We start from the raw sequence: 25,610 nt of genomic DNA, 5'->3' as shown, positions 1-25,610 counted from the left end.
ATAATAGCGATTACCAAATTTCTAGTTCAGAAAAGCTGTCTAATCTAATTATATCAAATAAATCATATCGGTTATAGTTCGTCAGGCGTTTGTAAGAAGGTTCGTACTACTTAACGTCGCTTATCTTTATTTAAAACCACTCTAGCCGATTTAGTGATTATCGCCCAAAAAGAATGAAAATAGTGTATACTTATAGGAATGAATTAAGGAAGCTGGAGGGAACGGAACAGCATGAATGTAACAGGAAATGAACAGGAAAACCAAAAAGTAGTTCCATTGTTTCGAAGTGGAGACTATTTCTTTCATCGGGGCATTGAAGCCTACCGTAAAAAACATTTGCACCGAGCTATAAAACTGTTTGAACGAGCGGTCAAATTAACTGCGAAAGAACCGGTTTTTCATGTTCAACTAGCTGCAGTCCTTTCGGAAATCGGAGAGTACGAACGATCTAATGAAATTTTACAGCAGGTATTAGTGAATGAAAACGATGAAATTGCTGAGTGTTATTTCTTCATGGCTAATAATTATGCGTATCTTGGTTTTTTTGAGAAGGCTGAACGAATGACGCTGCGTTATCTCGAATTAGGTGATGATGAACGGTTCACAGATGATGCTAAGAACCTACTTGATTTGCTTCGGTTTGAACGAGATGAAGATGAATTTGATGGCTTAGTTGAGGAAGAAGATGAGCTTCTCGCTCAACACGAGCGGGCACATTATTTGCTTAGAGAGGGCAATGTGGAAACGGCAATTCCTTTGTTAAGGACGATTATTAAAGAGCATCCAACCTATTGGGCTGCTCAGAATCATCTTGCCGAGGCTCTTTATCGCTTAGGGACTGATCGCGAAGAAGCGTACATGATTACTTTAGACGTTTTGGAAAAGGATCCTGGTAATTTGATTGCTATTTGTAATTTAGCATTGTTTTATGCAAAAGATGGGCAAACTAAAGAGGCAGAAATAATGGTTGAGTCATTACAGTGTGTATATCCAATGGATGGAGATCACTATGTCAAGGTAGCGGAAACATTATGTGATCTTGGTCAATATCAGCTGGCGTATGAACGCTTAAGGGACTTCAATAAGTACGAATTAGAAATTCGTCCGACGCTATTGTTTTGTTTGGGAGTTGCTGCCTACCATGCAGGGAAAGACAATGCAATTAGTATCATTGAACGTGCTGCATTCCTAGGTTGTGAGCAAGCGGAACTTTATACTCAGCAGGACAATCTATCTACAATCCATTATGAAATGTGGAGCGATGAAACCTGAGCAGGAAATTAGACAGATTTGAACCGTTCGCTTACGATATGAATGATAAATGATAATTGAAGAATATAAGCATCTGTAATAAGGAGTGAATGAAGTGACTGAAGAGAAAATTTATGATGTTGTAATTGCCGGTGCAGGCCCTGCGGGGATGACTGCAGCTGTTTATACTTCTCGAGCTAATTTATCTACGATTATGCTTGAGCGAGGAATGCCTGGTGGCCAAATGGCCAATACAGAGGATGTTGAGAACTATCCAGGGTTTGACCATATTCTTGGACCAGATTTATCGACAAAAATGTTCGAGCATGCTAAGAAGTTTGGTGCTGAATACGGCTATGGTGATGTTAAAGAAATTATTGACGAGGGTGACATTAAGATTATCAAGGCTGGTTCTAAGGAATATAAAGCTCGTGCGGTGATTGTCGCAACCGGAGCTGAGTACAAAAAAATGGGAATTCCCGGAGAAAAAGAATTAGGTGGCCGTGGAGTTTCCTATTGTGCCGTTTGTGATGGAGCCTTTTTTAAACAAAAGGAATTAGTTGTTGTCGGCGGTGGAGATTCAGCTGTTGAAGAAGCTGTGTATTTGACTCGTTTTGCTTCTAAAGTAACAGTCATTCACCGACGTGATGAACTGCGAGCTCAAAAGATTCTTCAGCAACGAGCATTTGATAACGATAAAGTAGAGTTCATCTGGAATCACGTTGTTAATGAGATCAATGGTGAAAATGGTAAGGTGGCAAGTGTAACGATTGAAGATACGACAACAGGTGAGCAGAAGCAATTTAAGACTGATGGTGTCTTCATCTATATTGGAATGCTACCGTTAAATGAGAGTGTTAAGAATCTAGGGATTACAAATGAAGCAGGATATGTTGAAACAAATGAAGAAATGGAAACGAAGGTACCAGGTATATTTGCTGCTGGTGATATTCGTGAGAAGTCTCTTCGCCAGATCGTTACAGCAACAGGAGATGGAAGCCTCGCTGCTCAAAATGTTCAGCATTATCTTGAAAGTCTTGCAGAAAAACAGAAGTAATGAAACGGTTTATGTGTAAATAACTTAATTTCATCTATTTTAAGAGAATCCTACACGAATCGTCACTCGTTCTTAATCCTTCTGTAACAGTTGTGAAATATAAAAAGGGTAAGATATAAATAAGTAATTGACCCCCTTTTTTATATATTTTGCACGGACTTCATGTCCGTGCCCTTTTTTTATACTCATGTCTTTATCGGAAATGAATACCTTTACATATAAGACTCTTTTTCAGATTGTGGAGGATTAAGACTTATATTGAATATTATGTCATTCCGCTTAAGCTAGCGGGAATTTTCAATTAATTGTATAATGTAGTCATAGTGAGGTGGGGTTATTGCAACGAATTACGAATTGTGTGTTACTAAAAAATGACGAGGCGTTACTTTTGCAAAAGCCTAGCAAGCTTTGGTGGGTTGCCCCCGGTGGGAAAATGGAACCTGGTGAAACCATTCTAGAAGCAGCTACACGTGAATTTCGAGAGGAAACAGGCTTAGCTGTAAAGGATATTGAATTACGTGCAGTATCTACTGTGGTAATCACAAGGGATGATCAACCTATAGATGAATGGATGATGTTTACATTTCAAGCAAATGATTTTCAAGGTCAACAGCTTGCAATGTCACCAGAAGGTCATCTTGAATGGAAGCAGCAAAGCGAAGTTTGCAACTTACCAATGGCTGAGGGAGATTCATTTATATTTAAGCACATTTTCCAGAACAAAGGAATATTATATGGCACCTTCTACTACACTGAAGATTTCAAGCTCACTTCGTATAGACTAGATCCAGCTATTACATAATGATTGAAAGAGGGGGATGGGATGAGCATCGAACGTGAAGAGATTGAAATTGTTATAATTACTGGAATGTCAGGAGCCGGTAAAACTGTTGCAGTCCAGAGTTTCGAAGATTTAGGCTATTTTTGCGTCGATAATCTTCCTCCTGCACTAATACCAAAGTTCATTGAATTAATTGAAGGGTCTCAAGGCAAGATGACAAAGGTTGCTCTTGTTATTGATTTACGTGGGAGAAAGTTTTTCGATCATCTCTTCGAAGCGATTGACTCTATTAGCCTCGCTCCGCATTTGAATTTCAAATTGCAAATCATCTATTTAGATGCTAAGGATGCTAAGCTTGTTCAACGCTATAAAGAAACACGTCGTTCTCATCCTTTAACTCCTAATGGCTTGCCACTTGCTGGAATTAAGTTAGAGCGAGAGATGTTAGAAGAGCTAAAAGGTCGGGCCCAACAGATTATTGATACAACTGATTTGAAGCCAATTCAATTGAGAGAACGTATTATTCAACGTTTCTCAACAAATGAAAAGCATCCTTTTTCTGTCAATCTCATGTCCTTTGGATTCAAGTATGGTATTCCGATAGATGCAGATCTTGTTTTTGATGTTAGATTCTTACCTAATCCGCATTATATCGAACATATGAGACCAAAAACGGGGCTTGAGGAAGAAGTGTCCTCCTATGTTCTTAAGTGGACGGAGACACAGCAATTTATTGAAAAGCTAACAGATCTATTAAAGTTTATGCTTCCACAGTACAAGCGCGAAGGAAAGAGTCAGGTTGTTATAGGAATTGGGTGTACAGGCGGTAAACACCGGTCGGTGACATTAGCAGAGTATTTCGGGAAAACATTTGCTGATGATTATGTTCTTCATGTCAGTCATCGAGATATTGAAAAGGCAAAGGGAATGGCTAAGTGAAGAAACAAAATGTGGTTGTAATAGGTGGGGGAACTGGACTATCCGTCCTGCTAAGAGGATTAAAGACATTCCCTGTTTCTATTACTGCCATTGTTACAGTGGCAGATGACGGTGGGAGCTCAGGTCGTCTGCGAAAAGAACTCAATATTCCTCCGCCTGGGGATATTCGGAACGTTCTCATTGCTCTTTCTGAAGTAGAACCGCTTGTAGAAGAACTTTTTCAGCACCGATTTGCTAATGGGAATGGATTATCAGGTCATTCGCTTGGCAATTTACTACTTGCTGGAATGACTTCAATTACAGGGGACTTTGCTCGTGGTATCACGGAAATAAGTAAAGTTCTTAATGTCCGTGGAAATGTATATCCAGCTGCAAATCGGAGTATTGTTTTAAATGCTGAAATGACAGATGGAACTATTGTTACAGGGGAATCCTTAATTCCTTTAGAACAAAAGAAAATCAGCAAAGTCTTTTTAACTCCGAATGATGTGAACCCACTTCCTGAGAGTGTCAGTGCAATTGAAGAAGCAGATTTGATCGTGCTCGGTCCAGGAAGTCTTTATACGAGTGTGATTCCTAATTTATTGGTACCAGGAATCCAACATGCGATCAAGAAATCTAACGCCAGAAAAGTGTATATTTGTAACGTAATGACTCAAAATGGGGAGACCGATGGATTTACTGCTGCTGACCATATTCAAGCCATTGTCGATCATTGCGGGGACGGACTAGTTAATGAAATTCTTGTCCATGGATCACCTGTATCTTCCGAGGTAAGAGAGCTTTACGAGGAAGAAGGAGCTGTTCCGGTTAAGGTCGATGAGGATCGTATAAGGGAAATTGGAATCTCTATTACCCAAGGGCATTTCGTATTGGAGCGGCAACAAAAGCTAAGGCATGATGCCTTGAAAGTATCAGAGGCCCTATTGCGGATGAAGTCTAATAAGAAGTAAAAGAGCTGAAGGGAGTGAGGGCTTTGTCCTTTGCAGCCACAACCAAGAAGGAATTAACACAACTTGAACAAGATGACTGCTGTGCCAAAGCGGAATTAGCTGCACTCATTCGGATGAACGGCTCTCTGTCCTTTAGTCAAATGAAAATAAGTTTGGATGTGACAACGGAAAATGCTGCGATCGCAAGAAGGATCTACACGTTAATTAAGAGAGTATATCCGTCAATGTTTGTTGAGCTACTTGTTCGAAAGAAAATGAGACTCAAGAAAAACAATGTGTATCTTGTTAGAATGCAGCATGAGGCTAAGAATCTATTGGAAGAATTAGGGATCTTGGCGGAGGGCTTTGTTTTTATACGAACTATTTCAAAGGATCTAACCGAAGAGTCTTGCTGCAAACGAGCTTATTTGCGTGGAGCCTTTCTAGCTGGGGGCTCAGTTAATCATCCGGAAACGTCCTCTTATCACTTAGAGATTTTTTCTCTTTATGAAGAGCATAATGACTCCTTATGTGAATTGATGAACGAATATCAATTAAATGCAAAAACATTGGAACGAAAAAAGGGGTTCATTACGTATATGAAAGAGAGCGAAAAAATTACTGAGTTTCTGAATATCATTGGGGCACATCAAGCACTCCTGTATTTTGAAGATGTGCGAATAATGAAGGATATGAGAAATTCGGTTAATCGCCTCGTGAATTGCGAAACAGCCAATTTAAACAAAACGGTGGGAGCTGCTCTTCGTCAAGTGGAGAATATTCGATTTGTTGAACGTGAGTTAGGACTTGCAGAATTACCCCCTAAGTTACGGGAAATTGCTGAACTACGTGTTCTTCACCAAGATGTAACATTAAAGGAGCTCGGTGAGATGGTTGAGAGTGGTAAAGTAAGTAAATCAGGGGTTAACCACCGATTACGAAAAATTGATGAAATCGCGAACAAATTACGAAATGGGGAAGCGTTTGATGCATCAAAATAATACGATCGTTTTGAAGGGAGAGTTGTAGTGATGGCTGAAAAAAAGATTACAGTAAACAGAAAAACCGGATTGCAAGCTAGACCGGCAGCTTTATTTGTACAAGAGGCTAACCGTTTTTCATCTGATGTCTTTATTGTAAAAGATACAAAAAAGGTGAATGCGAAGAGTATCATGGGTCTAATGAGTTTAGCTATTAGTAATGGAACAGAGTTAACGCTCATTACTGAAGGACGAGATGAAGATGAAGCTTTAGAGGTTCTATGTGCATTCATTGAACAAGAATAAGTAAAGAAAACTAAGACACCGCTTACCTTTAACGAAAAAAGGTGGGGGGTGTTTTTTGTTAGTTTGACTTAGACTCTAATTTAAAATTGTGGAAAAGTTAAAAGTTAGATAAAAAAGGTAGGTTAGGTATAGGGACAAGTTGATTTCCGCTTCACCTTGCTACTTTCCCTCGGGAGAACCGTGAGCCATCTCGGAAAAAAAGATACTGATAAAGATCATTTTGAGTTGTTGTTGGAGAAGAAAATAGAGAACAGGAAAAGGTGGCCCATATTTGGATAACCTAGACTGTCTCCTTATTTATTTTATTCTCGTTTTCGTTTTTTAGAGTTATGATTTGTTTGAAGTTAACTATGAAAATTGTAGTGGCACTCTGAACTTGTATGCCGAAAAGATCCGTTATACTTAAATACTCACCCAAAAAGTTTTAATATTCTCTTGATATTCACTGTTAAGAGAAAAAAATTCCATCTCTCCTGTCATCAAAGCGGACGGGATGGGCGGATCGACTCCTGCAGGAAAAAAGGGCAGGTTGAAATCCACCGGCACAGCCGGTTAGTTCAACGCCCTCCTGCGGAAAGCGTGCCCCCCATCCCGGTAGCGTGTGCGAAGCGACATATTATGGCCACTCTCTTTAAATGCCAATAACCTATCGTCTGTCTCACTTTGTCACGCCACTTCTCGCAGGAGTCTCGAATTGTTCGGTGTCACCAACTACAATTAAATTAAGCAAAAACGCCTTTGAGAAATTTCTCAAAGGCGTTCTGTCTAACATGTAAACTAACTTCAATTAGTAATTACTTTGAAGCAGGAATAACCTTGTCAATTAATCCATACTCTTGTGCTCTTGAAGCCACCATGAAATTATCACGATCCGTATCACGCTCAATCACTTCGATCGGTTGACCAGTGCGCTCTGAAAGAATCTTGTTTAAAGTCTCACGCATTTCGATAATACGTTTTGCATGGATTTGGATGTCTGACGCTTGACCTTGTGTTCCGCCAAGTGGTTGGTGAATCATCACTTCACTGTTAGGTAAAGCGAATCGCTTTCCTTTCTCACCAGCTGCAAGTAAGAATGCACCCATTGATGCAGCCATACCGATACAAATTGTCGATACCTTTGGCTTGATGTATTGCATTGTGTCATAAATAGCCATACCAGCTGTGATCGACCCACCTGGACTGTTGATATAAATTGAAATATCCTTCTCTGGATCTTCTGCTTGTAGGAAAAGAAGCTGAGCAACAATGGAGTTTGCTACATTATCATCAATAGCACTTCCAAGCATAATAATACGATCCTTTAACAAACGCGAGTAAATATCGTAAGCACGTTCACCTCGATTTGTTTGTTCGATAACTGTAGGGATTAAATTCATTAGTAAATCCTCCTTCATATTTCTTTCTGATTATGTATACATCATACTTAATAGGTCAAAGAAGGTCAAATAATAACACTTCTTCTTATACTATACTATTCCCTATCTATAGTTTTAAACCCTGCTTTCATGATAACCGATTTTCTAAACAGTTAAACTACCCTAGTATCTCTAGAAAGAGGAAGACTAGGTTTATTTCTATTTATTAGGTGAATTCACTTGAATTTATTTACAATTTATCATATACTGCATTACAACAGTAATGCAGTATGCTAGAAAGGAGTTGAAGTGCTTGATACTTGATCATGATGGAAACAAGCCGATTTATGTTCAAATATCCGATTGGCTTGAATCGGAAATCCTGCGAGGAAATCTCCATGTAGACGAAAAGGTTTATTCACAATATCAGCTTGCAGACATGTTTACGATTAATCCTGCAACGGCAGCGAAGGGCTTAAATTTATTAGTAGACGACGACATTTTATTTAAAAAGCGAGGACTCGGTATGTTTGTTTCTGAACACGCAAAAGAAATCATTTTACAAAAACGGAAAAATGGAGTATTGCAACAGTTAGTAGCTGATTTAGTAAAAGAGGCTAGGCAATTGAATGTAGATGAAACGGAACTACTAGAAATGATTAAAGAGGCGAATCAAAAGGAGGGGGAAGAAGGATGAGTGTCGTTCGTTGTAAGGAGGTCTCAAAGTCCTTTGGAAATATGAAGGCACTACAAGATGTTACGTTTACAATAGAAGAAAATATTATAACGGGTGTGATTGGTAGAAACGGTGCTGGAAAAACAACGTTATTGAAGTTAATTGCTGGTTTTACACACTCAACGAGCGGAGAAATACAAGTGTTCTCTGAAAATCCGTTTAATAGCTTACTTGTCTCAGCAAATACAATTCTCGTAGATGATCAAATGGGTATACCAACAACGCTTGATTTACGGGAGGTTTTACAAGTGGCAAAGAGCTTCTATCCTAACTGGGATCATGAGCTGGCTCTTCGTTTGTTTGATTACTTTTCATTTAACGCCGGTCAACGTCACAACCGTTTGTCAAAAGGAAAGAAAAGTACGTTCAATATGATTATTGGGTTAGCCGCTCGTTGTCCATTGACAATATTTGATGAGCCGACAACAGGGATGGATACGGCCGTACGAGCTGATTTTTATCGAGCTTTGTTAAAGGATTATTTAGCACATCCGCGAACGATTCTGTTATCAAGTCATCATATGGATGAGATTGAAGACATCCTTGAGGACGTTCTTTTAATAAAGGAAGGAACAGTTTGCTTACACACGTCATTATCAACACTCAAAAGTATGGCAATCGGGATGACTGGACCCAAACACCTTGTTGATCAGTGGACAAAGGATAGAGATGTTTATTACTCAAAAACAGTCGGTGTTGATAGCACGTACGTCGTTGTAGAAGATGACTTCTATGAAAGTGAGAAAAATGAGATCAAAGCTTCAGGATTAGAACTGTCGGCTGTTCGATCAAGTGACTTGTGTGTTTATCTGACAAGTAAAACGAAAGGAGGAATTGACGATGTCTTTAAAGAGAATTAGCTTACAAGAGGTTGCAAAAAAACAATATTTGTTTAAGCTGAAATCTTATTTTGGTGTATTTGGAACATTAATGTTGTTACAAGTTATTGCCATGGTTTTTGCATCAAATGGTTCGTCAATGTACGGAACAGGTTCTGATCAAATTTCTATGACAATCCGATATTTCTCTGCCGATATGATGATCGCTTTCACATTGTTATGGGGATTTATCACGTCAGTCCTCATTACGACAAGAGGTTATCGTTACGATGATTTTACGTTTATTGCGAATCGTTTAAGTAGCCATTTAGCCAATATTGCGTTTCTCGTGACAATTAGTGTATTTGGTGGACTGACGTCTATGCTTTCAGGATTTGCTTTGAAATCTATTCTCTATTATTTTAGAGGGTTTGAGTCACTGAAAACCATTTCACTCCTGGATGCACCAGTTGAGGTTTTCGTTGGGATTGGAGCCACGATTTTATATGTATTGCTAGTTTGTGCTGTAGGCTATTTCGTAGGGATGCTTGCTCAGTTTCATAAGATACTTGTTCTTGTTATTCCGGCAGCTGGTTTCGGAAGCTTATATATTGGAGCTGGTCAAAATGAGCTCCCTTTCATTCTTTCCGTACTGAATAAACATCTTTTTACTGAGTCATCCTTTTCTCTTTTTGCAGTTAAAATTATTATCATCTCACTTATTCTATTTTCGCTATCAATCGTAGGGTCAAATCGATTGGGGGTTAGGTAATGTTTCTCTTATTAATCGTCTTGCTTATCACAATGCTTGTTATTTTTCTAAGTGTCTCAAAACCATTCGGAGGGATTGGAATCTTTTTCGGTCAAAATATGCTAAGGCCGCTCGTATTTATATATGTTGTTCTGCTACTAGTTTCTGTTGCTATTTACGCCTACACTCCAACTTCTGAAGTGAGGTTTGAAATGGTTGAAGAAGAGCCAGAACAACAAATTGATTTGTACAATTTGTTAGAAGAAAGTCGGTTTGATGAGTTAGAAGATTACAAGCTTAAGGAATGGAGCATACCAATTGGTGATCGCATTCACTTTACTGTTGATGATGACTATTATGGACCTTCTATTATAGTCAAACGAATACAAAAGCCGGGGCAGCTACGTGGAGCCTTTTATGCAACAGATCACATCATAAACGGTATAGATGTTTCAGAACATATTAAACCAATTGAGATACAACAAACCGGAAATGAGTTGCTATTAGTTCCTCCAAAGGAATATGAGCTTACCTTTGCAGAGGAACAAAAAGAATTCACGATTACTCAATTTACAGAAAAACAGATCGATCATGATCGTATGGGATCCTCTGTTTGGTATGGAGAAACGATTTTATACTTGGAAATACCAGAGGGTGTTGAGGTGTCGTCCCATCCAAATGTTTATATTGATATCGAGGACGAGGAAGAATTTTAATGATAAGGGGTGTTTCCAAAGGTGTGTCAACCTGTTGGGGCCCCTTTTTCGCTCAAACTTGTGAAGGATAGCTACATTTGGTACAACTAAAGTAGAAGCAAAAGAGGAGGATAACAAATGCAAGTGATCACCGTTTACTCAAAGCTTGATTGCCCACTTTGTGATAAGGCCATTGCCAAAATTAGCACTCTACAATCTGAATTTACGTTTAAGATTAAGGTTGTAGATATATATCAGGATGATGAATTACTCGAAAAATATCAGATTATGATCCCTGTTGTCGTAAGTGATGGAGTTGAAATTGACTTTGGTCAAATATCTGAAAATAAAGTTAAAAGCTACCTTCAAGCGAAAATTGGAGAATTTTAACTTGTGAAAAAGAGTGATTCTTGATACTATATAAGAGTAAAAAGGATTACGTCTTTTTTTTGGGAGTATCGGGACACGAAACGTCTATGCGGGACAAAAAGAGTCCACTTACAAGCGAGGGGTTAGACTCGATGAAACGATTATTAGACATGCAAAAAAAGTTATTGCCCGATTTGCTTGATGTCATGATCAAGCGTTACAGAATCCTACGATACATAAAATTAATGCAGCCGATTGGCAGAAGAAGTCTGGCCCAGAACTTGCAAATTTCCGAAAGGGTTTTGCGAGGAGAGGTTACGTTTCTTAAAGAACAGGGACTTGTTCATTTTGCCACGGCAGGGATGAGTGTAACTGCCGAAGGGGAAACGTTATTCTTAACCCTTGAAGATGTGATGAAGGAGCTCCTTGGATTAAGGGAGCTTGAGACAAGTCTTGAAGCCCAACTCGGAGTAAAACAAGTCATTGTTGTTGCTGGAAACAGTGATAAGGATGAATGGGTTAAAAGAGAGATGGGACGGTCTTGTGTAAGTCTTTTAAAATCACGTCTAGGAAATAAAGATGTCGTTGCAGTTATGGGTGGTACAACCGTTGCAGCTGTTGCTGAGATGATGATGCCAGATCCGAAGCTTCGCGATGTGATGTTTGTTCCAGCAAGGGGTGGGCTTGGAGAACAAGTAGAAAACCAGGCGAACACCATAAGTGCTCAGTTAGCGACTCGAGCTGGAGCACAGTACAGGCTTCTACATGTGCCTGAGCAAATCAGTGAGGAAGCTTACACATCTCTTGTATTAGAACCATCAGTACAGGATATCCTAAAGCTGATTAAATCTGCTTCAACAGTTATTCACGGAATTGGTGATGCTAGAACAATGGCACTTCGTCGTGATTCTCAGTTTTCTTTTGTTGATAAGCTTGACCGAGAAGAAGCTGTAGGAGAATCGTTTGGTTTTTATTTTGACCGAAGCGGGAAACCTATTCATAAGCAGCGGACAATTGGTCTTCAGCTAGATGACTTAGAGAATGATGATAAGTATGTAATATCCATTGCTGGCGGAGATTCAAAGGCGGAAGCGATTGCTTCATATATGAAATATCGCCCTAGTGATGTACTGATTACTGATGAAGCAGCTGCTGAATCATTGTTACATTTACCGTAGATAAAAGGGCTAATAACCCTTTTTGATAAATCTAATTAGAAAAACTGGAGGAGATTGAACATGGCAACAAAAATAGGTATTAATGGTTTTGGACGTATTGGACGTAACGTATTCCGTGCTGCACTTAAGAACCCAAATGTAGAGGTAGTAGCTATCAATGACTTAACTGATGCTAATATGCTTGCACATTTACTTAAGTATGATACAGTACACGGTAAATTAGACGCTGAAGTATCTGTAGACGGTAACTCACTAGTTGTTGATGGAAAAGTAATCAACATCTCAGCTGACCGTGACCCTGCAAACCTTGCATGGGGCGATCGTGGTGTTGAAGTCGTTGTTGAATCAACTGGTTTCTTCACAAAGCGTGCAGACGCTGCTAAGCATATCGAAGCTGGTGCTAAGAAAGTAATCATTTCTGCTCCTGCATCTGATGAAGATATTACAATCGTAATGGGTGTTAACGAAGATAAATATGATGCAGCTAACCATGAGGTTATCTCAAATGCATCTTGTACTACAAACTGCCTTGCACCTTTCGCAAAGGTTCTTAACGATAAGTTTGGTCTTAAGCGTGGTATGATGACAACTGTTCACTCATACACAAATGACCAACAAATCCTTGATCTTCCACACAAGGACTACCGTCGTGCTCGTGCAGCTGCTGAAAACATCATTCCAACAACTACAGGTGCTGCTAAAGCCGTTGCTCTAGTACTTCCTGAGCTTAAAGGTAAGTTAAATGGTGGAGCATTACGTGTTCCAACTCCTAACGTATCTTTAGTTGACTTAGTTGCTGAACTTGATAAAGAAGTTACTGCTGAAGAAGTAAATAATGCTCTTAAGGAAGCTGCTGAAGGACATCTTAAAGGAATTCTTCACTACAGCGAAGAGCCATTAGTATCTACTGATTACAATGGTAACCCACATTCTTCTTCAATCGATGCCCTTTCAACAATGGTAATGGAAGGTAACATGGTTAAAGTAATCTCTTGGTATGATAATGAGTCTGGTTACTCTCACCGCGTTGTAGACCTAGTTGAATACATCGCTAACAAAGGACTATAATAGGTAGAAGTTGGTAGAGGAGGCAGAAGGTATATTCTCCTCCTCTTTTCCGCTTGTTAAGATTAATCAATCATACTAGAGGGGGTCTACTAAAATGAACAAACAATCAATCCGTGATCTTGACCTAAAAGGAAAGAAAGTGTTTTGTCGTGTTGACTTTAATGTACCTATGAAGGACGGCGAAGTAACAGATGAAACTCGTATTCGTGCAGCTATCCCAACAATTCAACTTCTTGTTGAGCAAGGTGCTCGAGTTATTTTAGCTTCACATCTTGGTCGTCCAAAAGGTGAAGTGGTTGAGGAGCTACGTTTAACTCCAGTTGCAGCACGTCTAAGTGCACTTCTAGGAAAAGACGTGAAGAAAGTAGACGAAGCACATGGACCAGTAGCAGAAGAAGCGGCTAACGCTCTAACTGATGGTGATGTTCTTTTACTAGAAAATGTTCGCTTTTATGCGGGTGAAGAGAAAAATGATGCGGAACTTGCAAAAGCATTTGCAGCACTTGCTGATGTTTATGTAAATGATGCGTTTGGTGCAGCTCACCGTGCTCATGCATCAACAGAAGGAATTGCACACCACCTATCTTCAGCAGCTGGTCTTTTAATGGAGAAGGAGCTTGAAGTATTAGGTAAAGCATTATCAAATCCTGAGCGTCCTTTTACAGCGATTATTGGTGGAGCAAAGGTTAAGGATAAGATTGGTGTTATCGACAATTTACTTGATAAAGTAGATAACTTGATTATCGGTGGCGGACTTGCTTATACATTTGTTAAAGCATTAGGTCATGAAATTGGCTTGTCGCTTTTAGAAGAAGATAAAATTGAATTAGCAAAATCATTTATGGAAAAAGCGAAGAAGAATGGTGTTAACCTCTATCTTCCGCAAGATGTAACAATTGCTGATGACTTCTCTAATGATGCAAATATCAAAGTTGTGCCAATCGATTCAATTCCATCTGATTGGGAAGCACTTGATATTGGGCCTAAAACACTTGCTACATACAGTGAAGTAGTTAAAAATTCTAAATTAGTTATTTGGAACGGACCTATGGGTGTATTTGAATTAGAAGCTTTTTCAAAAGGGACAAAAGGTGTCGGTCAAGCTTTAGCAGATAGCGATGCTTACTCTGTCATTGGTGGTGGAGATTCTGCTGCTGCGGTTGAAAAGTTTGGAATGGCTGATCAAATGAGTCATATCTCTACAGGTGGCGGTGCGTCGCTAGAGTTCATGGAAGGTAAAGTACTTCCAGGTGTAGACGCGTTAACTGATAAGTAATTCCCATAAATTAAACGAGGTGAAAAGATGCGTAAGCCAATTATTGCCGGTAACTGGAAAATGAACAAAACACTTGGTGAAGCAAAGCAATTTGTTGAAGAAGTGAAGAATAGTGTTCCAGCAAACAGTGAAGTGGATGCTGTTGTTTGTTCACCAGCGTTATTTTTAGAAAGCTTAGTAAGTGCAGCGAAAGGGACTGATCTTAAGATTGGTGCTCAAAACGTTCACTTTGAAGAAAATGGTGCATTCACAGGCGAAATTAGTCCTGAAGCCTTAGCTGATATGAACGTCGATTATGTGATTATTGGTCACTCTGAGCGTCGTGAAATGTTTGCTGAAACAGATGAAACAGTCAATAAAAAAGTTCATGCTTCATTCAAGCATAACTTAGTGCCAATCATGTGCTGCGGAGAAACAGATGCAGAGCGTGAAGCTGGTCAAACGAACGATGTTGTCAAAGTTCAAGTTGAGGCAGGTCTTGCTGGCTTAACTGAAGAACAAGTGAAAAATACAGTCATTGCATATGAGCCAATTTGGGCAATTGGAACAGGTAAATCTTCTTCTGCAACAGATGCAAACGAAGTATGTTCATATATTCGTAAAGTGGTTGCTGAAGCATTTTCGACAGATGCAGCCGAAGCTGTTCGTATTCAATATGGTGGAAGTGTAAAGCCTGCTAACATTAAGGAATATATGGCACAATCTGATATCGATGGTGCACTTGTTGGTGGTGCGAGCTTAGAAACAGCTTCATTCCTGTCTCTATTGGAGGAAGGTAAATGAGTAAGAAGCCAGTCGCTCTGATCATCCTTGATGGATTTGCGATGAGAGATGAAGAAAATGGTAATGCTGTTGCCCAAGCGAAGAAACCAAATTTCGATCGTTATTGGAATCAATACCCACATGCAACCCTTGAGGCACAAGGTGAAGCAGTAGGACTTCCTGAAGGCCAGATGGGTAACTCAGAAGTGGGTCACTTAAATATTGGTGCAGGTCGAGTTGTTTATCAAAGCTTAACACGTGTGAATTTATCGATACGTGAAAAAGACTTCTTTGAAAACAAGACATTTCTTGACGCAATGAAGCATGTTAAGGAGAAAAATAGTGCCTTACATGTTTACGGTCTACTTTCAGATGGCGGGATTCACAGTCATATTGAGCATCTCTTTGCACTTCTTGAGCTTGCGAAAAGAGAGAATGTAGAGAAAGTATACATCCATGGTTTCCTTGATGGACGTGATGTTGGCCAAACATCGGCAGAAGTATATCTTCGTGGTCTACAGAACAAAGTGAAAGACCTTGGTGTTGGTGAAATTGCAACCGTTCATGGTCGTTACTATGCAATGGACCGTGATAAGCGCTGGGACCGTGTTGAGAAATCGTACCGAGCAATGGTATACGGTGAAGGCCCGACTTACACAGATCCACTAGATATCGTTTCAGATAGCTATAAGAGTAATATTTTTGATGAGTTTATTATCCCGTCTGTGATTACAAAGGAAGACGGAACACCAGTTGGAACGGTTAAGGATGATGATGCAGTTATCTTCTTTAACTTCCGTCCAGACCGTGCGATTCAAATGTCTCAGGTTTTCACTAATGAGGACTTTAGAGGATTTGATCGTGGTGTAAACCATCCAGAAAATCTTCACTATGTGTGCTTGACTCACTTTAGTGAATCAGTAAAAGGATTTGTTGCTTTTGAACCAACAAATCTTGATAATACTCTTGGAGAAGTTCTTTCTCAACAAAACTTTTCGCAACTTAGAATTGCGGAAACAGAAAAATATCCACATGTGACGTTTTTCTTTAGTGGCGGACGAGAAGAACCATTTCCAGGTGAGGATCGAATTTTAATTAATTCTCCTAAAGTAGCAACATATGATTTACAGCCTGAAATGAGTGCCTATGAAGTAACGGACGCGTTACTTAAAGATATTGAGGCTGACAATCATGATGCGATTATTTTAAACTTTGCTAATCCAGACATGGTTGGTCATTCAGGTATGCTTGAGCCAACAATTAAGGCGGTTGAAGTTGTAGACGAATGTCTTGGCAAAATCGTTGATGCGATTCTTGCTAAAGGTGGAGCTGCTGTCATTACTGCTGATCACGGTAATGCAGATGAAGTTCTAACTGATGAGGGTAAACCAATGACGGCCCATACAACCAATCGTGTTCCAGTTATTGTGACACAAGAGGGTGTTGCGTTACGTCAAGATGGTAAGTTAGCTGATCTTGCTCCAACCGTACTTGCTCTTCTTGGTGGGAAACAACCAAAAGAGATGACAGGTGAAGCGTTAATTAAGTAAAGCTTTTGTAAAATTAGCATGCTTTAGTAGGAATTAGACAAACTAAATTGAATTCATTCAATAAACTAATTAAGGAGTGACTTATAATGACAATGATTACAGATGTTTACGCACGCGAAGTATTAGACTCTCGTGGTAATCCAACAGTAGAAGTAGAAGTATATCTTGAATCAGGTGCAATGGGACGTGCTTTAGTTCCAAGTGGTGCTTCAACAGGTGAATATGAAGCAGTTGAGCTTCGTGATGGTGGAGACCGTTATATGGGTAAAGGAGTTCTTAAAGCAGTTGACAACGTAAACGAAATCATTGCTCCAGAACTTGTTGGCTTTGATGCACTTGATCAACTTGGTATTGATAACCTAATGATCGAGCTAGACGGTACTGAAAACAAGAGCAAGTTAGGTGCTAACGCAATCCTTGGTGTATCTATGGCTGTAGCACACGCTGCTGCTGACGCTCTAGGTATTCCTTTATATGTTTACCTTGGTGGATTCAGCGCGAAGCAACTTCCAGTACCAATGATGAACATCATCAATGGTGGTGAGCACGCTGATAACAACGTAGATATTCAAGAATTCATGGTTATGCCAGTAGGTGCTGAGAACTTCGCAGAAGCTCTTCGCATGGGCACAGAAATTTTCCACAATCTTAAAGCAGTACTTAAGAGCAAAGGCTATAACACAGCTGTAGGTGATGAGGGTGGTTTCGCTCCAAACCTTTCTTCAAACGAAGAAGCTCTTTCAACAATTATCGAGGCAATCGAAAAAGCTGGTTACAAGCCAGGTGAAGAAGTTCGTCTTGCAATGGACGTTGCATCTTCTGAGCTTTACAACAAAGAAGACGGAAAGTACCACTTAAAAGGTGAAGGTAAAGTTCTTTCTTCTGAAGAAATGGTTACTTTCTACGAAGATCTTGTTGCAAAATACCCAATCATCTCAATTGAAGATGGTTTAGACGAAAACGACTGGGAAGGTCACAAGCTTTTAACTGACCGTCTTGGAAGCAAGATCCAACTTGTTGGAGATGACTTGTTCGTAACAAACACGAAGAAGCTTGCTGAAGGTATTGAAAAAGGAATTGGTAACTCAATCCTAATCAAAGTTAACCAAATCGGTACATTAACAGAAACATTTGAAGCAATCGAAATGGCGAAGCGTGCTGGTTACACAGCAGTTATCTCTCACCGTTCTGGTGAAACAGAAGATGCGACAATCGCTGATATCGCTGTTGCAACAAATGCTGGTCAAATCAAAACAGGTGCTCCTTCACGTACAGACCGTGTAGCGAAGTACAACCAACTTCTTCGTATTGAAGACGAGCTTGCTAACGTAGCAACTTACGGTGGTTTGTCTGCATTCTATAACCTGAAGAATAAGTAATTGAGTAATACAAGGCCGCTGAAAAAGGTTCACCTTTTTCAGTGGCCTCATCAATACCCCAGAGGTGGATTCTACCTTTGGGGTATTTTCTTTGTTGAATGTCTACTTTTCGGACAAACTTACGATTACTTACGTTAGATAATCGAACAAAAATGAAGTTAGAAACCCTAATCTCTGTTATTTTATACTATATACATATTTTCAACGATTAGGGAGGGGCATGATGAGTCAACGAATCATTGATTTATCTCAAGAAATTTATCAGGGCATGCCCGTATTACCACTTCAACAGCAGACCTTAATTTTCCCAAATGTCACACATGAGGTTTCGAAACAGAAGATGGGCTTTGCCTTTGCCAATAATAATCTGATATTTAATGAACACGGGCCAACACATAGTGATGCCATTTATGAATATGATCCAGATGGAGACACAATTGATAAGATGCCACTAGAGTGGTTCTTTGGTCCGGCGATTTGTTTAGACTTATCTCATGTCTCACCAGATTCGCAAATTACAAAAGCACAGCTTAAGGATGCATTGCTTAAATCAGAGCAGGTGATTGAACCAGGGGAAATCGTACTGATTCATACAGGGCATTATGAGAGAACGTTTGGAACAAATGAGTGGTTAACGAAGCATACAGGACTAAGCTATCAAGCCGCTAAATGGCTAGCAGAACAAGAGGTGAAGAATATCGGGATTGATACCCCTTCAATTGATCACCCAGACGATCAAAAATATTCTGGTCATCTTGTCTGTCGTGAGTATCAAATAACAAATACAGAAAATCTCTGTAATTTAGATAAAGTTATTAATCAGCGATTCTTGTATATTGGGCTTCCATTAAAAATACGTGGGGGTACAGGTTCACCGATTCGGGCCGTTGCAGTAGTAATGGACTAGGAGCTACCCTCACTAAGTGAGAGGTAGCTTTCAAAATAGAGAGAAAATTGAAGATTTTAACTCAGATGGACAGGCAATGACTTTTTTTTGTTGAGATTCTTATTTTGTTTGTGGTACATTATAAGTAGTGCATATATGGTACTTGGAGGTGTAGATTTTGCAAATGTTTGCAATGATTTTACTTATTATTGTTTCAATCGCTTTAATTACAAGTGTTGTTCTTCAATCAGGTAAGAGTGCAGGGCTTTCTGGAGCAATCTCAGGTGGTGCTGAACAGTTAATCGGGAAACAAAAAGCTCGTGGAATTGATGCTGTTTTAAATAAGGCGACAATTGTCCTAGCTGTATTGTTCTTTGTCCTTACCGTAACCGTTTCATATTTGTTATAATTAGGAAGCAGTAGGTTTATGCCTACTGCTTTTTGTTATATTACATAGTTGTTAAATGAAAAAGGTGATGAAATGATTGGTTGTCTTTGTTTACATGGCTTCACAGGGGAGCCGTGGGAGGTTGAACCTGTCGCAACCTATTTTCTAAAGCATAAAAAATGGCTGGTCTATACCCCTACCTTACCTGGCCATGGACCTCAGGGGAATCTTAAAGATGTCACCTATGCTGACTGGGTACTTAAGGCAGAACTAGCAGTGAAGGAATTACTAAGACGCTGTGAGAAGGTATATGTAATTGGTTTTTCGATGGGAGGTATGTTGGCCTGTTATATAGCAGCAAAGTATCAGGTCGAAAAGCTTGTCCTGTTAAGTGCCGCGGCCTATTATGTAAATCCGCAGCAGCTTTTGCAGGAATTAAAAGATGTGGTTAGACTTCGCCTTCGTGGGGAATTGGTAAATGATGAACATTATCAGCATTATCGTAAGAAAATCATTGAAACGCCAATGTCTGCTGTATTTCAATTTATGCAAGCGGTCAAGAAAATTAAACCGTTTGTTTCGGGAGTAACTGTCCCGACATTAATTGTACAAGGGGAAAAAGATGGCATAGTCCCACCGAAAAGTGCACTTTTTCTTTATAAGACAATCTGTTCTAAAACGAAGAATATTATCTTCTTGCCACAGTCAAAGCACTTAATTTGTCATGGATTTGAAAAAGAAATACTTATTAACAGAATTGAAGGTTTTCTAGACAGAGAGGAAGATGATGATGAAAGCAGTGGCACCTAAGCCTTTTACATTTAAAGGAGGGAAACGTGCCGTATTGTTATTACATGGATTCACTGGAACGACTGCAGATGTCCGTATGCTCGGTCGATCGCTACAGAAGCACGGCTATTCGTGTCATGCTCCGTTATATAAAGGGCATGGTGTACCGCCAGAAAAATTAGTAGAGGCTGGTCCTGACGATTGGTGGCAGGACGTTCTTGGAGGGTACCATTTCCTAAAAGAGGAAGGTCATGATGAAATTGCTGTTGCAGGGTTATCACTCGGGGGATTGTACAGCCTCAAGCTAGGATATACTATGCCGATAAAGGGTATCATACCAATGTGTGCACCAATGCAACCCAAAACCGAAGAATCCATTTATCAAGGAGTTCTTCACTACGCCGAACAATATAAAAAGCATTTAAAAAAAGGGCCTGAACAAATTGAAGAAGAGATGAATGTGTTCAAAAAGAAATCAGTGAATACATTGTATGCTCTTCGAGAGTTAATGAACGAGATCCATGGTCATTTGGATCATATATATGCTCCAACCTTTGTCGTTCAGTCTCGTAATGATGAAATGATTGATACAAGTAGTGCAACGACGATCTTAGATGAAATCGAGTCAGAGGATAAATCGCTTAAGTGGTATGAAGAATCTGGCCATGTGATAACGTTAGATAAAGAGAAGGAACAGCTTCATGAAGACGTCTTCCAGTTTTTAGAGAGTCTTGATTGGAGCGAGTAGGAAGTGAAAAGGAGTTTTCATGATGAATGAACAACAGATTCAAAAGTTAACCAGTTTTTTTCGTGAAGCAGAAAAGCCACTATCCATGGCTGAAATTGAAGAAGCATTTCATGTCGATGGCAGTGATGAATTTAAAGAACTAGTCAAATCATTAAATGCGATGGAGGATCGTGGGCTTATTGTTCGAACGCGGACAGACCGCTTTGGAGTTCCAGAAAAAATGAACCTTGTTCGTGGACGTGTCCAAGGGCATGCGAAAGGGTTCGCCTTCATTATTCCTGAAGAGGAAGGCATCGACGATGTCTATGTTTCTCACGCTGATATGGCGAGTGCAATGAATGGTGATACGGTTCTTGTCCGCTTAAACCAAAAATCCTCTGGGTCTAGACCTGAGGGACAAATTATTAGAATTCTTGAACGCGGGACAACTGAAATTGTTGGAACGTATTCGGACCAAACCTCATACGGATTTGTAATTGCAGATGATAAAAGAATTGCGAATGATATTTTTATCCCTAAGGAACATAAGAAAGGTGCAATTGATGGGCATAAGGTTGTCGTCAAGATCACCAAGTATCCAGAAGGACGTATGAGTGCTGAGGGTCTTGTTGTGAAAGTGCTAGGGCACAAAAATGATCCTGGTATGGATATTATTTCGATCATTTATAAGCATGGTATCCCCATTGAGTTCCCTGATGAGGTACTAGCACAAGCAAACGGTGTACCTGATCAGATTGACCCTGAAGATATGAAAGGTCGACGAGACCTAAGAGATGAAACAATCGTGACAATTGACGGAGCAGATGCAAAGGATTTAGATGATGCTGTTCATGTGAAACGTTTAGAAAATGGTCACTATGTTTTAGGGGTCCATATTGCTGATGTAACGAATTATGTTACAGAAGGTTCACCAATTGACAAAGAGGCGGCGGATCGAGCTACGAGTGTCTATCTCGTTGACCGAGTAATCCCGATGATTCCACATCGACTTTCAAATGGAATTTGTAGTTTGAATCCAAAGGTTGACCGCTTGACACTCTCATGTGAGATGGAAATTGATCATAACGGGAAAGTCGTCAAGCATGAAATCTTCCCTAGTGTGATTAAAACAACGGAAAGAATGACCTATGCTGACGTAAATAAAATCTTGGTTGATAAAGACGAAGAAACACGAAGTCATTATCAAGCACTTGTACCATTTTTTGAATTAATGGAGGAGCTTGCGGCAGTACTACGTAAAAAGCGTTTTGATCGTGGTGCGATTGACTTTGATTTCAAAGAAGCGAAAGTGCTAGTAGATGAAGAGGGAACTGCGACAGATGTCGTTCTGCGAACACGTTCAGTTGCCGAGAAGTTAATCGAGGAATTTATGTTAGCAGCAAATGAAACCGTTGCGGAGCATTTCCACTGGTTAAAGTTTCCGTTCGTCTACCGTATTCATGAAGACCCAGATGCAGAGAAGCTAACGAAGTTCTTAGAATTTATTACAAACTTTGGTTATGTTGTTCGAGGAAATGCCAATACGGTTCACCCACGTGCACTGCAAATGCTTCTAGAAGAAGTGAAAGGCGAACCGGAGGAAACAGTTATTAGTAAAGTTATGCTTCGTTCTATGAAGCAAGCGAAGTATGATGTGAACAGCCTAGGTCACTTTGGGTTATCAACGGAGTTCTATACTCACTTCACGTCACCAATCCGTCGTTATCCTGATTTACTCGTCCACAGATTGATTCGGGAGTATATAATCAAGGGTAATATTGATGAAGCAACACAAGAGCGGATGCGAGAGATGCTACCTGACTTAACTCGTCACTCATCTGAAATGGAGCGTCGTGCTGTTGAAGCAGAGCGTGACACAGACAGCGTGAAAAAGGCTCAGTATATGGAAGATAAGATTGGTGAGACCTTTACAGGAATGATTAGCAGTGTAACGAACTTTGGTCTATTTGTTGAACTTGAGAATACAATTGAAGGTCTTGTCCATGTCAGCTACTTAACTGATGACTATTATCGCTTTGATGATAAGCATTATGCGATGATTGGTGAACGCACGGGACAAACGTTCAGAATTGGTGATGAGATTGAAATTAAGGTAGCGAACGTCAATGTCGATGAGGCTTCAATTGATTTTGAGGTTGTTGGAATGAAGCCGAGAGAGCGTCGTGAACCGAGAGACAGACCGAAAGTCATTGTTGGTGGAAAACGTGAAGGCCGCGGTCGTGTTGGAGCTGGAGCTCGTGGTGGGAATGGAAAGCCGGCTGAAAAAGCTGGAGAGAAAACAGCATCAGGCCAAGGACAAGGACGTAAGAAAAAGAAATTTTTCGAAAATGCACCTGGTGTTAAGCGTAAAAAAGGGAAAAAGCGTCGGAAATAAGTTTGGGTAAAGTTGAGCCAGTAAATAAACCCTTTAGCAGATTCGATGAAGTTTCAATGGCTCTACACGTTGCACGCTTGCTATGAGAAACCCGCTCATAACAAGCTTAAGAGAAGGCAACGGTTTCGCTCATTGCATAGAGATCACTAAAGAAAGTGAAGAACACACTTTTTTTAGTGACTCTGAAATTGACGCCGATCTTTACGTTTTGATATCATGAACATATGACGTGACGTAAAAGGGTGTTGGCATATGGCAGTAAAGGATAAGGATCGTAATCTTGTTGCACAAAATAAACGAGCTGGGCATGATTATTTTATTGAAGAAACGTTTGAGGCGGGCCTTGTTCTAAAAGGAACAGAAATTAAATCAATGAGGGCTGGTCGAATGAATCTTAAAGACTCATTTGCCCGTATCTCAAATGGTGAAGCGTATTTACACAATGCTCATATTAGTGAATATGAGCAAGGGAATCGCTATAACCATGATCCGGTTCGAGCTCGAAAATTACTTTTACACAAAAAGCAGATTAATCAGCTAATCGGGCAAACTCAACAAAAGGGGTACTCGATTGTTCCTCTTAAAGTATATATTAAAAATGGGTTTGCAAAAGTTTTGATTGGTGTGGCAAAAGGTAAAAAGAGTTTTGATAAACGCGAAACATTAAAGCGTAAGGATGCTAATCGTGAAGTACAGCGTGCATTAAAGGATCGAATGAATGGATAAAAATTACCAGTTGCAACAATGAACAGCTATGCTATAATAGGAAGTCCAGAGCGATAATAAGTTCTGGGCTTCAGCAAGGCTAAAGAAATTAATCAAACGATTAATCAACTCGGTTCATGAATGAAAAGTTTGTGACGAGCTTCTATATTGGGGACGTTCTGGATTCGACAGGGATAGGTCGTGCTTACGTTGCGAGTCGAGGGGGTCGGCCTCGTTAAAACGCCAAAGCCATTAACTGGCAAAGAAAACAATAACTTCGCACTAGCAGCTTAATACTGCTTTGCGGTTCCAACCTCCATCGCCCATGTGGTAGGACCTGGGACTCACTCTAAGTGGGCTACGCCGGTTACCCTCCGTCTGAGGGTGAAGGAAGAGATCAATCAGACTAGCCAAAAGGAAGCCTGTTACTGGGCTGAATTGTTGGCGAAATGCTAATACAGTAACTATGCTCGTAGAAGCGTAAGTGTCGTTATTCTTGGACGAGGGTTCGACTCCCTCCGTCTCCACCAATATACCGTGAACCGCATGACCGCATAGGTCATGCGGTTCTTTTATATATAAAGTTTCTCCCTTAAAAAGGAATAAATGAATGAAATCGTTATATTCTTCTTATGAGGTTAATGAAAAGGGGAGATACGAGTGACAACCTATCAGCAAACAGCAGCATTTGAACATGGGTTTTGGCTACAAATATTAGGTGATCATGTCCGTTTTATCCGTGATGCACTGGCACCAGCAGAAGAGCAGGAGATTGAGGTTGCTAGCTATTTCATTCAAACGTTTGATCAACTTCTAAAAAGAGTTGAGACGGATGACTTAATGTCGCTAAGTAATGAGGCAGAAGTAGAAGTGAACAGACTTCGGGATTTTAAATTACACTTAATTGAAAGACATTTAGTTGGTAAAATTAAGCTTGGATTAGGACCAACATTCATTAATCATATGGTTAATGAACTAGAGGAGTATGTCCGGATTTTGGGCTATTTGAAGAAAGGAGAAATCCCGCCAATTTCACATGAATTACATCACCATCTATTGTGGCTTTTAGATGCTGCAGGGCATGCTGGAGCCATTTCTGATAATATGGATCGAATTGAAAAGAAAATCAAAGAGAAAAGTGATGAATTCACGAAGGACTTTGAGCATTTTTATTTGAAGGCTGTTGAATTAACGGGGTTTTTAAGAACGAATCTGTCTTCATTTCCAGCACTAGAACGATTTAATAAGGATGTCTCATTAGAGATGAAGCTCTTTACGGGTTTTTTAGATGAAATTGAAGAGTTAGAACTAAGCCAGCAAGCGTTGGGTACATTTGCTCCTTTAATGGCAGATCATATGATGAGAGAGGAGTGCTATTATTTAATAAAACTAGCGGAGTCAAGTGAACTCGAGGAACCGAACTGTGATCCGACTAAGCCTAGGCTTGAGTAAGGATCAAACTAAAGAGATGTGAGAGAATAACTATGAATATAGATCCTGTAGGTTACTTACGGACATTGATTCCGTTAAACAA

Annotated in this window: 26 protein-coding genes and 1 other RNA gene; 26 read left to right on the top strand and 1 reads right to left on the bottom strand. The window is 39.9% G+C overall.

Features of this window, described 5'->3' with window-relative positions; genetic code table 11:
* Positions 1 to 231: 231 nt before the first annotated feature.
* The 7 genes from J7W16_RS02450 to J7W16_RS02420 all read left to right on the top strand — a co-directional run bounded on the left by J7W16_RS02450 (position 232) and on the right by J7W16_RS02420 (position 6,246).
* Positions 232 to 1,272 (top strand): tetratricopeptide repeat protein, encoded by a 1,041-nt coding sequence (locus J7W16_RS02450; RefSeq protein WP_210595487.1) that lies wholly within the window; start codon positions 232 to 234, stop codon positions 1,270 to 1,272.
* Between the two features lie 94 nt (positions 1,273 to 1,366).
* The gene (gene trxB, locus J7W16_RS02445) at positions 1,367 to 2,308 is read left to right on the top strand and encodes a thioredoxin-disulfide reductase (protein ID WP_210595484.1); all 942 of its coding nucleotides are present in this window, start codon (positions 1,367 to 1,369) and stop codon (positions 2,306 to 2,308) included.
* Between the two features lie 337 nt (positions 2,309 to 2,645).
* Positions 2,646 to 3,110 carry an NUDIX hydrolase gene (locus tag J7W16_RS02440; RefSeq protein ID WP_210595482.1) on the top strand — a complete coding sequence of 155 codons (465 nt, stop codon included), beginning with the start codon at positions 2,646 to 2,648 and terminating at the stop codon, positions 3,108 to 3,110.
* Between the two features lie 21 nt (positions 3,111 to 3,131).
* Positions 3,132 to 4,028: an RNase adapter RapZ gene (gene rapZ / locus J7W16_RS02435; protein WP_210595480.1), complete on the top strand. Its 897-nt coding sequence runs from the start codon at positions 3,132 to 3,134 to the stop codon at positions 4,026 to 4,028.
* Positions 4,025 to 4,981: a gluconeogenesis factor YvcK family protein gene (locus J7W16_RS02430; RefSeq protein ID WP_210595478.1), complete on the top strand. Its 957-nt coding sequence runs from the start codon at positions 4,025 to 4,027 to the stop codon at positions 4,979 to 4,981. The genes rapZ and J7W16_RS02430 overlap by 4 nt, the downstream gene beginning before the upstream one ends.
* Positions 4,982 to 5,004: 23 nt before the next feature.
* Positions 5,005 to 5,961 carry a DNA-binding protein WhiA gene (gene whiA, locus J7W16_RS02425; RefSeq protein ID WP_210595476.1) on the top strand — a complete coding sequence of 319 codons (957 nt, stop codon included), beginning with the start codon at positions 5,005 to 5,007 and terminating at the stop codon, positions 5,959 to 5,961.
* A 30-nt stretch (positions 5,962 to 5,991) separates the two neighbouring features.
* Positions 5,992 to 6,246 (top strand): HPr family phosphocarrier protein, encoded by a 255-nt coding sequence (locus J7W16_RS02420; RefSeq protein WP_210595469.1) that lies wholly within the window; start codon positions 5,992 to 5,994, stop codon positions 6,244 to 6,246.
* A 794-nt stretch (positions 6,247 to 7,040) separates the two neighbouring features.
* Here J7W16_RS02420 and clpP read toward each other — a convergent pair.
* A complete protein-coding gene (clpP, locus tag J7W16_RS02415) occupies positions 7,041 to 7,643 on the bottom strand; it encodes an ATP-dependent Clp endopeptidase proteolytic subunit ClpP (RefSeq protein ID WP_210595467.1) in 603 nt (200 codons plus the stop codon).
* Positions 7,644 to 7,917: 274 nt separating this feature from the next.
* Here clpP and J7W16_RS02410 point away from each other — a divergent pair, with 274 nt between their 5' ends.
* The 19 genes from J7W16_RS02410 to J7W16_RS02320 all read left to right on the top strand — a co-directional run bounded on the left by J7W16_RS02410 (position 7,918) and on the right by J7W16_RS02320 (position 25,528).
* Positions 7,918 to 8,301 carry a GntR family transcriptional regulator gene (locus tag J7W16_RS02410; RefSeq protein WP_210595466.1) on the top strand — a complete coding sequence of 128 codons (384 nt, stop codon included), beginning with the start codon at positions 7,918 to 7,920 and terminating at the stop codon, positions 8,299 to 8,301.
* Positions 8,298 to 9,200 (top strand): ATP-binding cassette domain-containing protein, encoded by a 903-nt coding sequence (locus tag J7W16_RS02405; RefSeq protein ID WP_210595465.1) that lies wholly within the window; start codon positions 8,298 to 8,300, stop codon positions 9,198 to 9,200. Before J7W16_RS02410 ends, J7W16_RS02405 begins: the two co-directional genes overlap by 4 nt.
* Positions 9,181 to 9,930, top strand: coding sequence for a hypothetical protein (locus J7W16_RS02400; protein WP_210595464.1), 750 nt, complete (start codon positions 9,181 to 9,183; stop codon positions 9,928 to 9,930). Before J7W16_RS02405 ends, J7W16_RS02400 begins: the two co-directional genes overlap by 20 nt.
* A complete protein-coding gene (locus J7W16_RS02395) occupies positions 9,930 to 10,625 on the top strand; it encodes a hypothetical protein (protein WP_210595462.1) in 696 nt (231 codons plus the stop codon). The genes J7W16_RS02400 and J7W16_RS02395 overlap by 1 nt, the downstream gene beginning before the upstream one ends.
* Positions 10,626 to 10,742: 117 nt before the next feature.
* Positions 10,743 to 10,994 (top strand): glutaredoxin family protein, encoded by a 252-nt coding sequence (locus J7W16_RS02390; RefSeq protein ID WP_210595460.1) that lies wholly within the window; start codon positions 10,743 to 10,745, stop codon positions 10,992 to 10,994.
* A gap of 131 nt (positions 10,995 to 11,125) precedes the next feature.
* Entirely contained in the window at positions 11,126 to 12,151 is a 1,026-nt protein-coding gene (locus tag J7W16_RS02385) for a sugar-binding transcriptional regulator (protein WP_210595458.1), read from the top strand.
* A 60-nt stretch (positions 12,152 to 12,211) separates the two neighbouring features.
* Entirely contained in the window at positions 12,212 to 13,219 is a 1,008-nt protein-coding gene (gap, locus tag J7W16_RS02380) for a type I glyceraldehyde-3-phosphate dehydrogenase (protein WP_210595456.1), read from the top strand.
* 94 nt (positions 13,220 to 13,313) lie between these two features.
* Positions 13,314 to 14,495: a phosphoglycerate kinase gene (locus J7W16_RS02375; RefSeq protein WP_210595446.1), complete on the top strand. Its 1,182-nt coding sequence runs from the start codon at positions 13,314 to 13,316 to the stop codon at positions 14,493 to 14,495.
* A gap of 27 nt (positions 14,496 to 14,522) precedes the next feature.
* On the top strand, positions 14,523 to 15,278 hold the full coding sequence (gene tpiA, locus J7W16_RS02370; protein WP_210595444.1) for a triose-phosphate isomerase: 756 nt from the start codon (positions 14,523 to 14,525) through the stop codon (positions 15,276 to 15,278).
* Positions 15,275 to 16,807: a 2,3-bisphosphoglycerate-independent phosphoglycerate mutase gene (gene gpmI / locus J7W16_RS02365; protein WP_210595443.1), complete on the top strand. Its 1,533-nt coding sequence runs from the start codon at positions 15,275 to 15,277 to the stop codon at positions 16,805 to 16,807. Before tpiA ends, gpmI begins: the two co-directional genes overlap by 4 nt.
* An 86-nt stretch (positions 16,808 to 16,893) precedes the next feature.
* Positions 16,894 to 18,186: a phosphopyruvate hydratase gene (eno, locus tag J7W16_RS02360; RefSeq protein ID WP_210595441.1), complete on the top strand. Its 1,293-nt coding sequence runs from the start codon at positions 16,894 to 16,896 to the stop codon at positions 18,184 to 18,186.
* Positions 18,187 to 18,409: 223 nt separating this feature from the next.
* Positions 18,410 to 19,093: a cyclase family protein gene (locus tag J7W16_RS02355; protein WP_210595439.1), complete on the top strand. Its 684-nt coding sequence runs from the start codon at positions 18,410 to 18,412 to the stop codon at positions 19,091 to 19,093.
* 163 nt (positions 19,094 to 19,256) lie between these two features.
* Positions 19,257 to 19,481 carry a preprotein translocase subunit SecG gene (gene secG, locus J7W16_RS02350; protein WP_419095807.1) on the top strand — a complete coding sequence of 75 codons (225 nt, stop codon included), beginning with the start codon at positions 19,257 to 19,259 and terminating at the stop codon, positions 19,479 to 19,481.
* Positions 19,482 to 19,553: 72 nt separating this feature from the next.
* A complete protein-coding gene (locus J7W16_RS02345; RefSeq protein ID WP_210595429.1) occupies positions 19,554 to 20,270 on the top strand; it encodes an alpha/beta hydrolase in 717 nt (238 codons plus the stop codon).
* Entirely contained in the window at positions 20,251 to 20,997 is a 747-nt protein-coding gene (locus tag J7W16_RS02340) for an alpha/beta hydrolase (RefSeq protein ID WP_210595911.1), read from the top strand. The genes J7W16_RS02345 and J7W16_RS02340 overlap by 20 nt, the downstream gene beginning before the upstream one ends.
* 22 nt (positions 20,998 to 21,019) lie before the next feature.
* Complete coding sequence (gene rnr / locus J7W16_RS02335) at positions 21,020 to 23,371, top strand: ribonuclease R (protein WP_210595427.1); 2,352 nt, start codon at positions 21,020 to 21,022, stop codon at positions 23,369 to 23,371.
* Positions 23,372 to 23,623: 252 nt separating this feature from the next.
* Entirely contained in the window at positions 23,624 to 24,097 is a 474-nt protein-coding gene (gene smpB, locus J7W16_RS02330; protein ID WP_210595417.1) for an SsrA-binding protein SmpB, read from the top strand.
* A gap of 149 nt (positions 24,098 to 24,246) precedes the next feature.
* Positions 24,247 to 24,606: a transfer-messenger RNA gene (ssrA, locus tag J7W16_RS02325) on the top strand.
* A 130-nt stretch (positions 24,607 to 24,736) separates the two neighbouring features.
* A complete protein-coding gene (locus tag J7W16_RS02320) occupies positions 24,737 to 25,528 on the top strand; it encodes a DUF2935 domain-containing protein (RefSeq protein ID WP_210595405.1) in 792 nt (263 codons plus the stop codon).
* The last annotated feature ends 82 nt before the right edge of the window (positions 25,529 to 25,610 follow it).

The sequence above is a fragment of the Halalkalibacter suaedae genome, from assembly GCF_017939705.1.
GTDB classification, from domain to species: Bacteria; Bacillota; Bacilli; order Bacillales; family Bacillaceae_D; genus Halalkalibacter; species Halalkalibacter suaedae.
This window is presented reverse-complemented; position numbering and strand designations above follow the sequence as displayed.

Excerpts from the sequence above, each read along its gene's own strand:
- J7W16_RS02405 (WP_210595465.1), top strand. The coding sequence starts at position 8,298 with ATGAGTGTCGTTCGTTGTAAGGAGGTCTCAAAGTCCTTTGGAAATATG.
- J7W16_RS02395 (WP_210595462.1), top strand. The coding sequence starts at position 9,930 with ATGTTTCTCTTATTAATCGTCTTGCTTATCACAATGCTTGTTATTTTT.
- J7W16_RS02340 (WP_210595911.1), top strand. The coding sequence starts at position 20,251 with ATGAAAGCAGTGGCACCTAAGCCTTTTACATTTAAAGGAGGGAAACGT.
- gpmI (WP_210595443.1), top strand. The coding sequence starts at position 15,275 with ATGAGTAAGAAGCCAGTCGCTCTGATCATCCTTGATGGATTTGCGATG.
- J7W16_RS02420 (WP_210595469.1), top strand. The coding sequence starts at position 5,992 with ATGGCTGAAAAAAAGATTACAGTAAACAGAAAAACCGGATTGCAAGCT.
- rnr (WP_210595427.1), top strand. The coding sequence starts at position 21,020 with ATGAATGAACAACAGATTCAAAAGTTAACCAGTTTTTTTCGTGAAGCA.
- clpP (WP_210595467.1), bottom strand. The coding sequence starts at position 7,643 with ATGAAGGAGGATTTACTAATGAATTTAATCCCTACAGTTATCGAACAA.
- J7W16_RS02390 (WP_210595460.1), top strand. The coding sequence starts at position 10,743 with ATGCAAGTGATCACCGTTTACTCAAAGCTTGATTGCCCACTTTGTGAT.
- smpB (WP_210595417.1), top strand. The coding sequence starts at position 23,624 with ATGGCAGTAAAGGATAAGGATCGTAATCTTGTTGCACAAAATAAACGA.
- J7W16_RS02400 (WP_210595464.1), top strand. The coding sequence starts at position 9,181 with ATGTCTTTAAAGAGAATTAGCTTACAAGAGGTTGCAAAAAAACAATAT.
- eno (WP_210595441.1), top strand. The coding sequence starts at position 16,894 with ATGACAATGATTACAGATGTTTACGCACGCGAAGTATTAGACTCTCGT.
- secG (WP_419095807.1), top strand. The coding sequence starts at position 19,257 with ATGTTTGCAATGATTTTACTTATTATTGTTTCAATCGCTTTAATTACA.
- J7W16_RS02450 (WP_210595487.1), top strand. The coding sequence starts at position 232 with ATGAATGTAACAGGAAATGAACAGGAAAACCAAAAAGTAGTTCCATTG.
- J7W16_RS02385 (WP_210595458.1), top strand. The coding sequence starts at position 11,126 with ATGAAACGATTATTAGACATGCAAAAAAAGTTATTGCCCGATTTGCTT.
- J7W16_RS02355 (WP_210595439.1), top strand. The coding sequence starts at position 18,410 with ATGAGTCAACGAATCATTGATTTATCTCAAGAAATTTATCAGGGCATG.
- tpiA (WP_210595444.1), top strand. The coding sequence starts at position 14,523 with ATGCGTAAGCCAATTATTGCCGGTAACTGGAAAATGAACAAAACACTT.
- rapZ (WP_210595480.1), top strand. The coding sequence starts at position 3,132 with ATGAGCATCGAACGTGAAGAGATTGAAATTGTTATAATTACTGGAATG.
- gap (WP_210595456.1), top strand. The coding sequence starts at position 12,212 with ATGGCAACAAAAATAGGTATTAATGGTTTTGGACGTATTGGACGTAAC.
- J7W16_RS02375 (WP_210595446.1), top strand. The coding sequence starts at position 13,314 with ATGAACAAACAATCAATCCGTGATCTTGACCTAAAAGGAAAGAAAGTG.
- J7W16_RS02345 (WP_210595429.1), top strand. The coding sequence starts at position 19,554 with ATGATTGGTTGTCTTTGTTTACATGGCTTCACAGGGGAGCCGTGGGAG.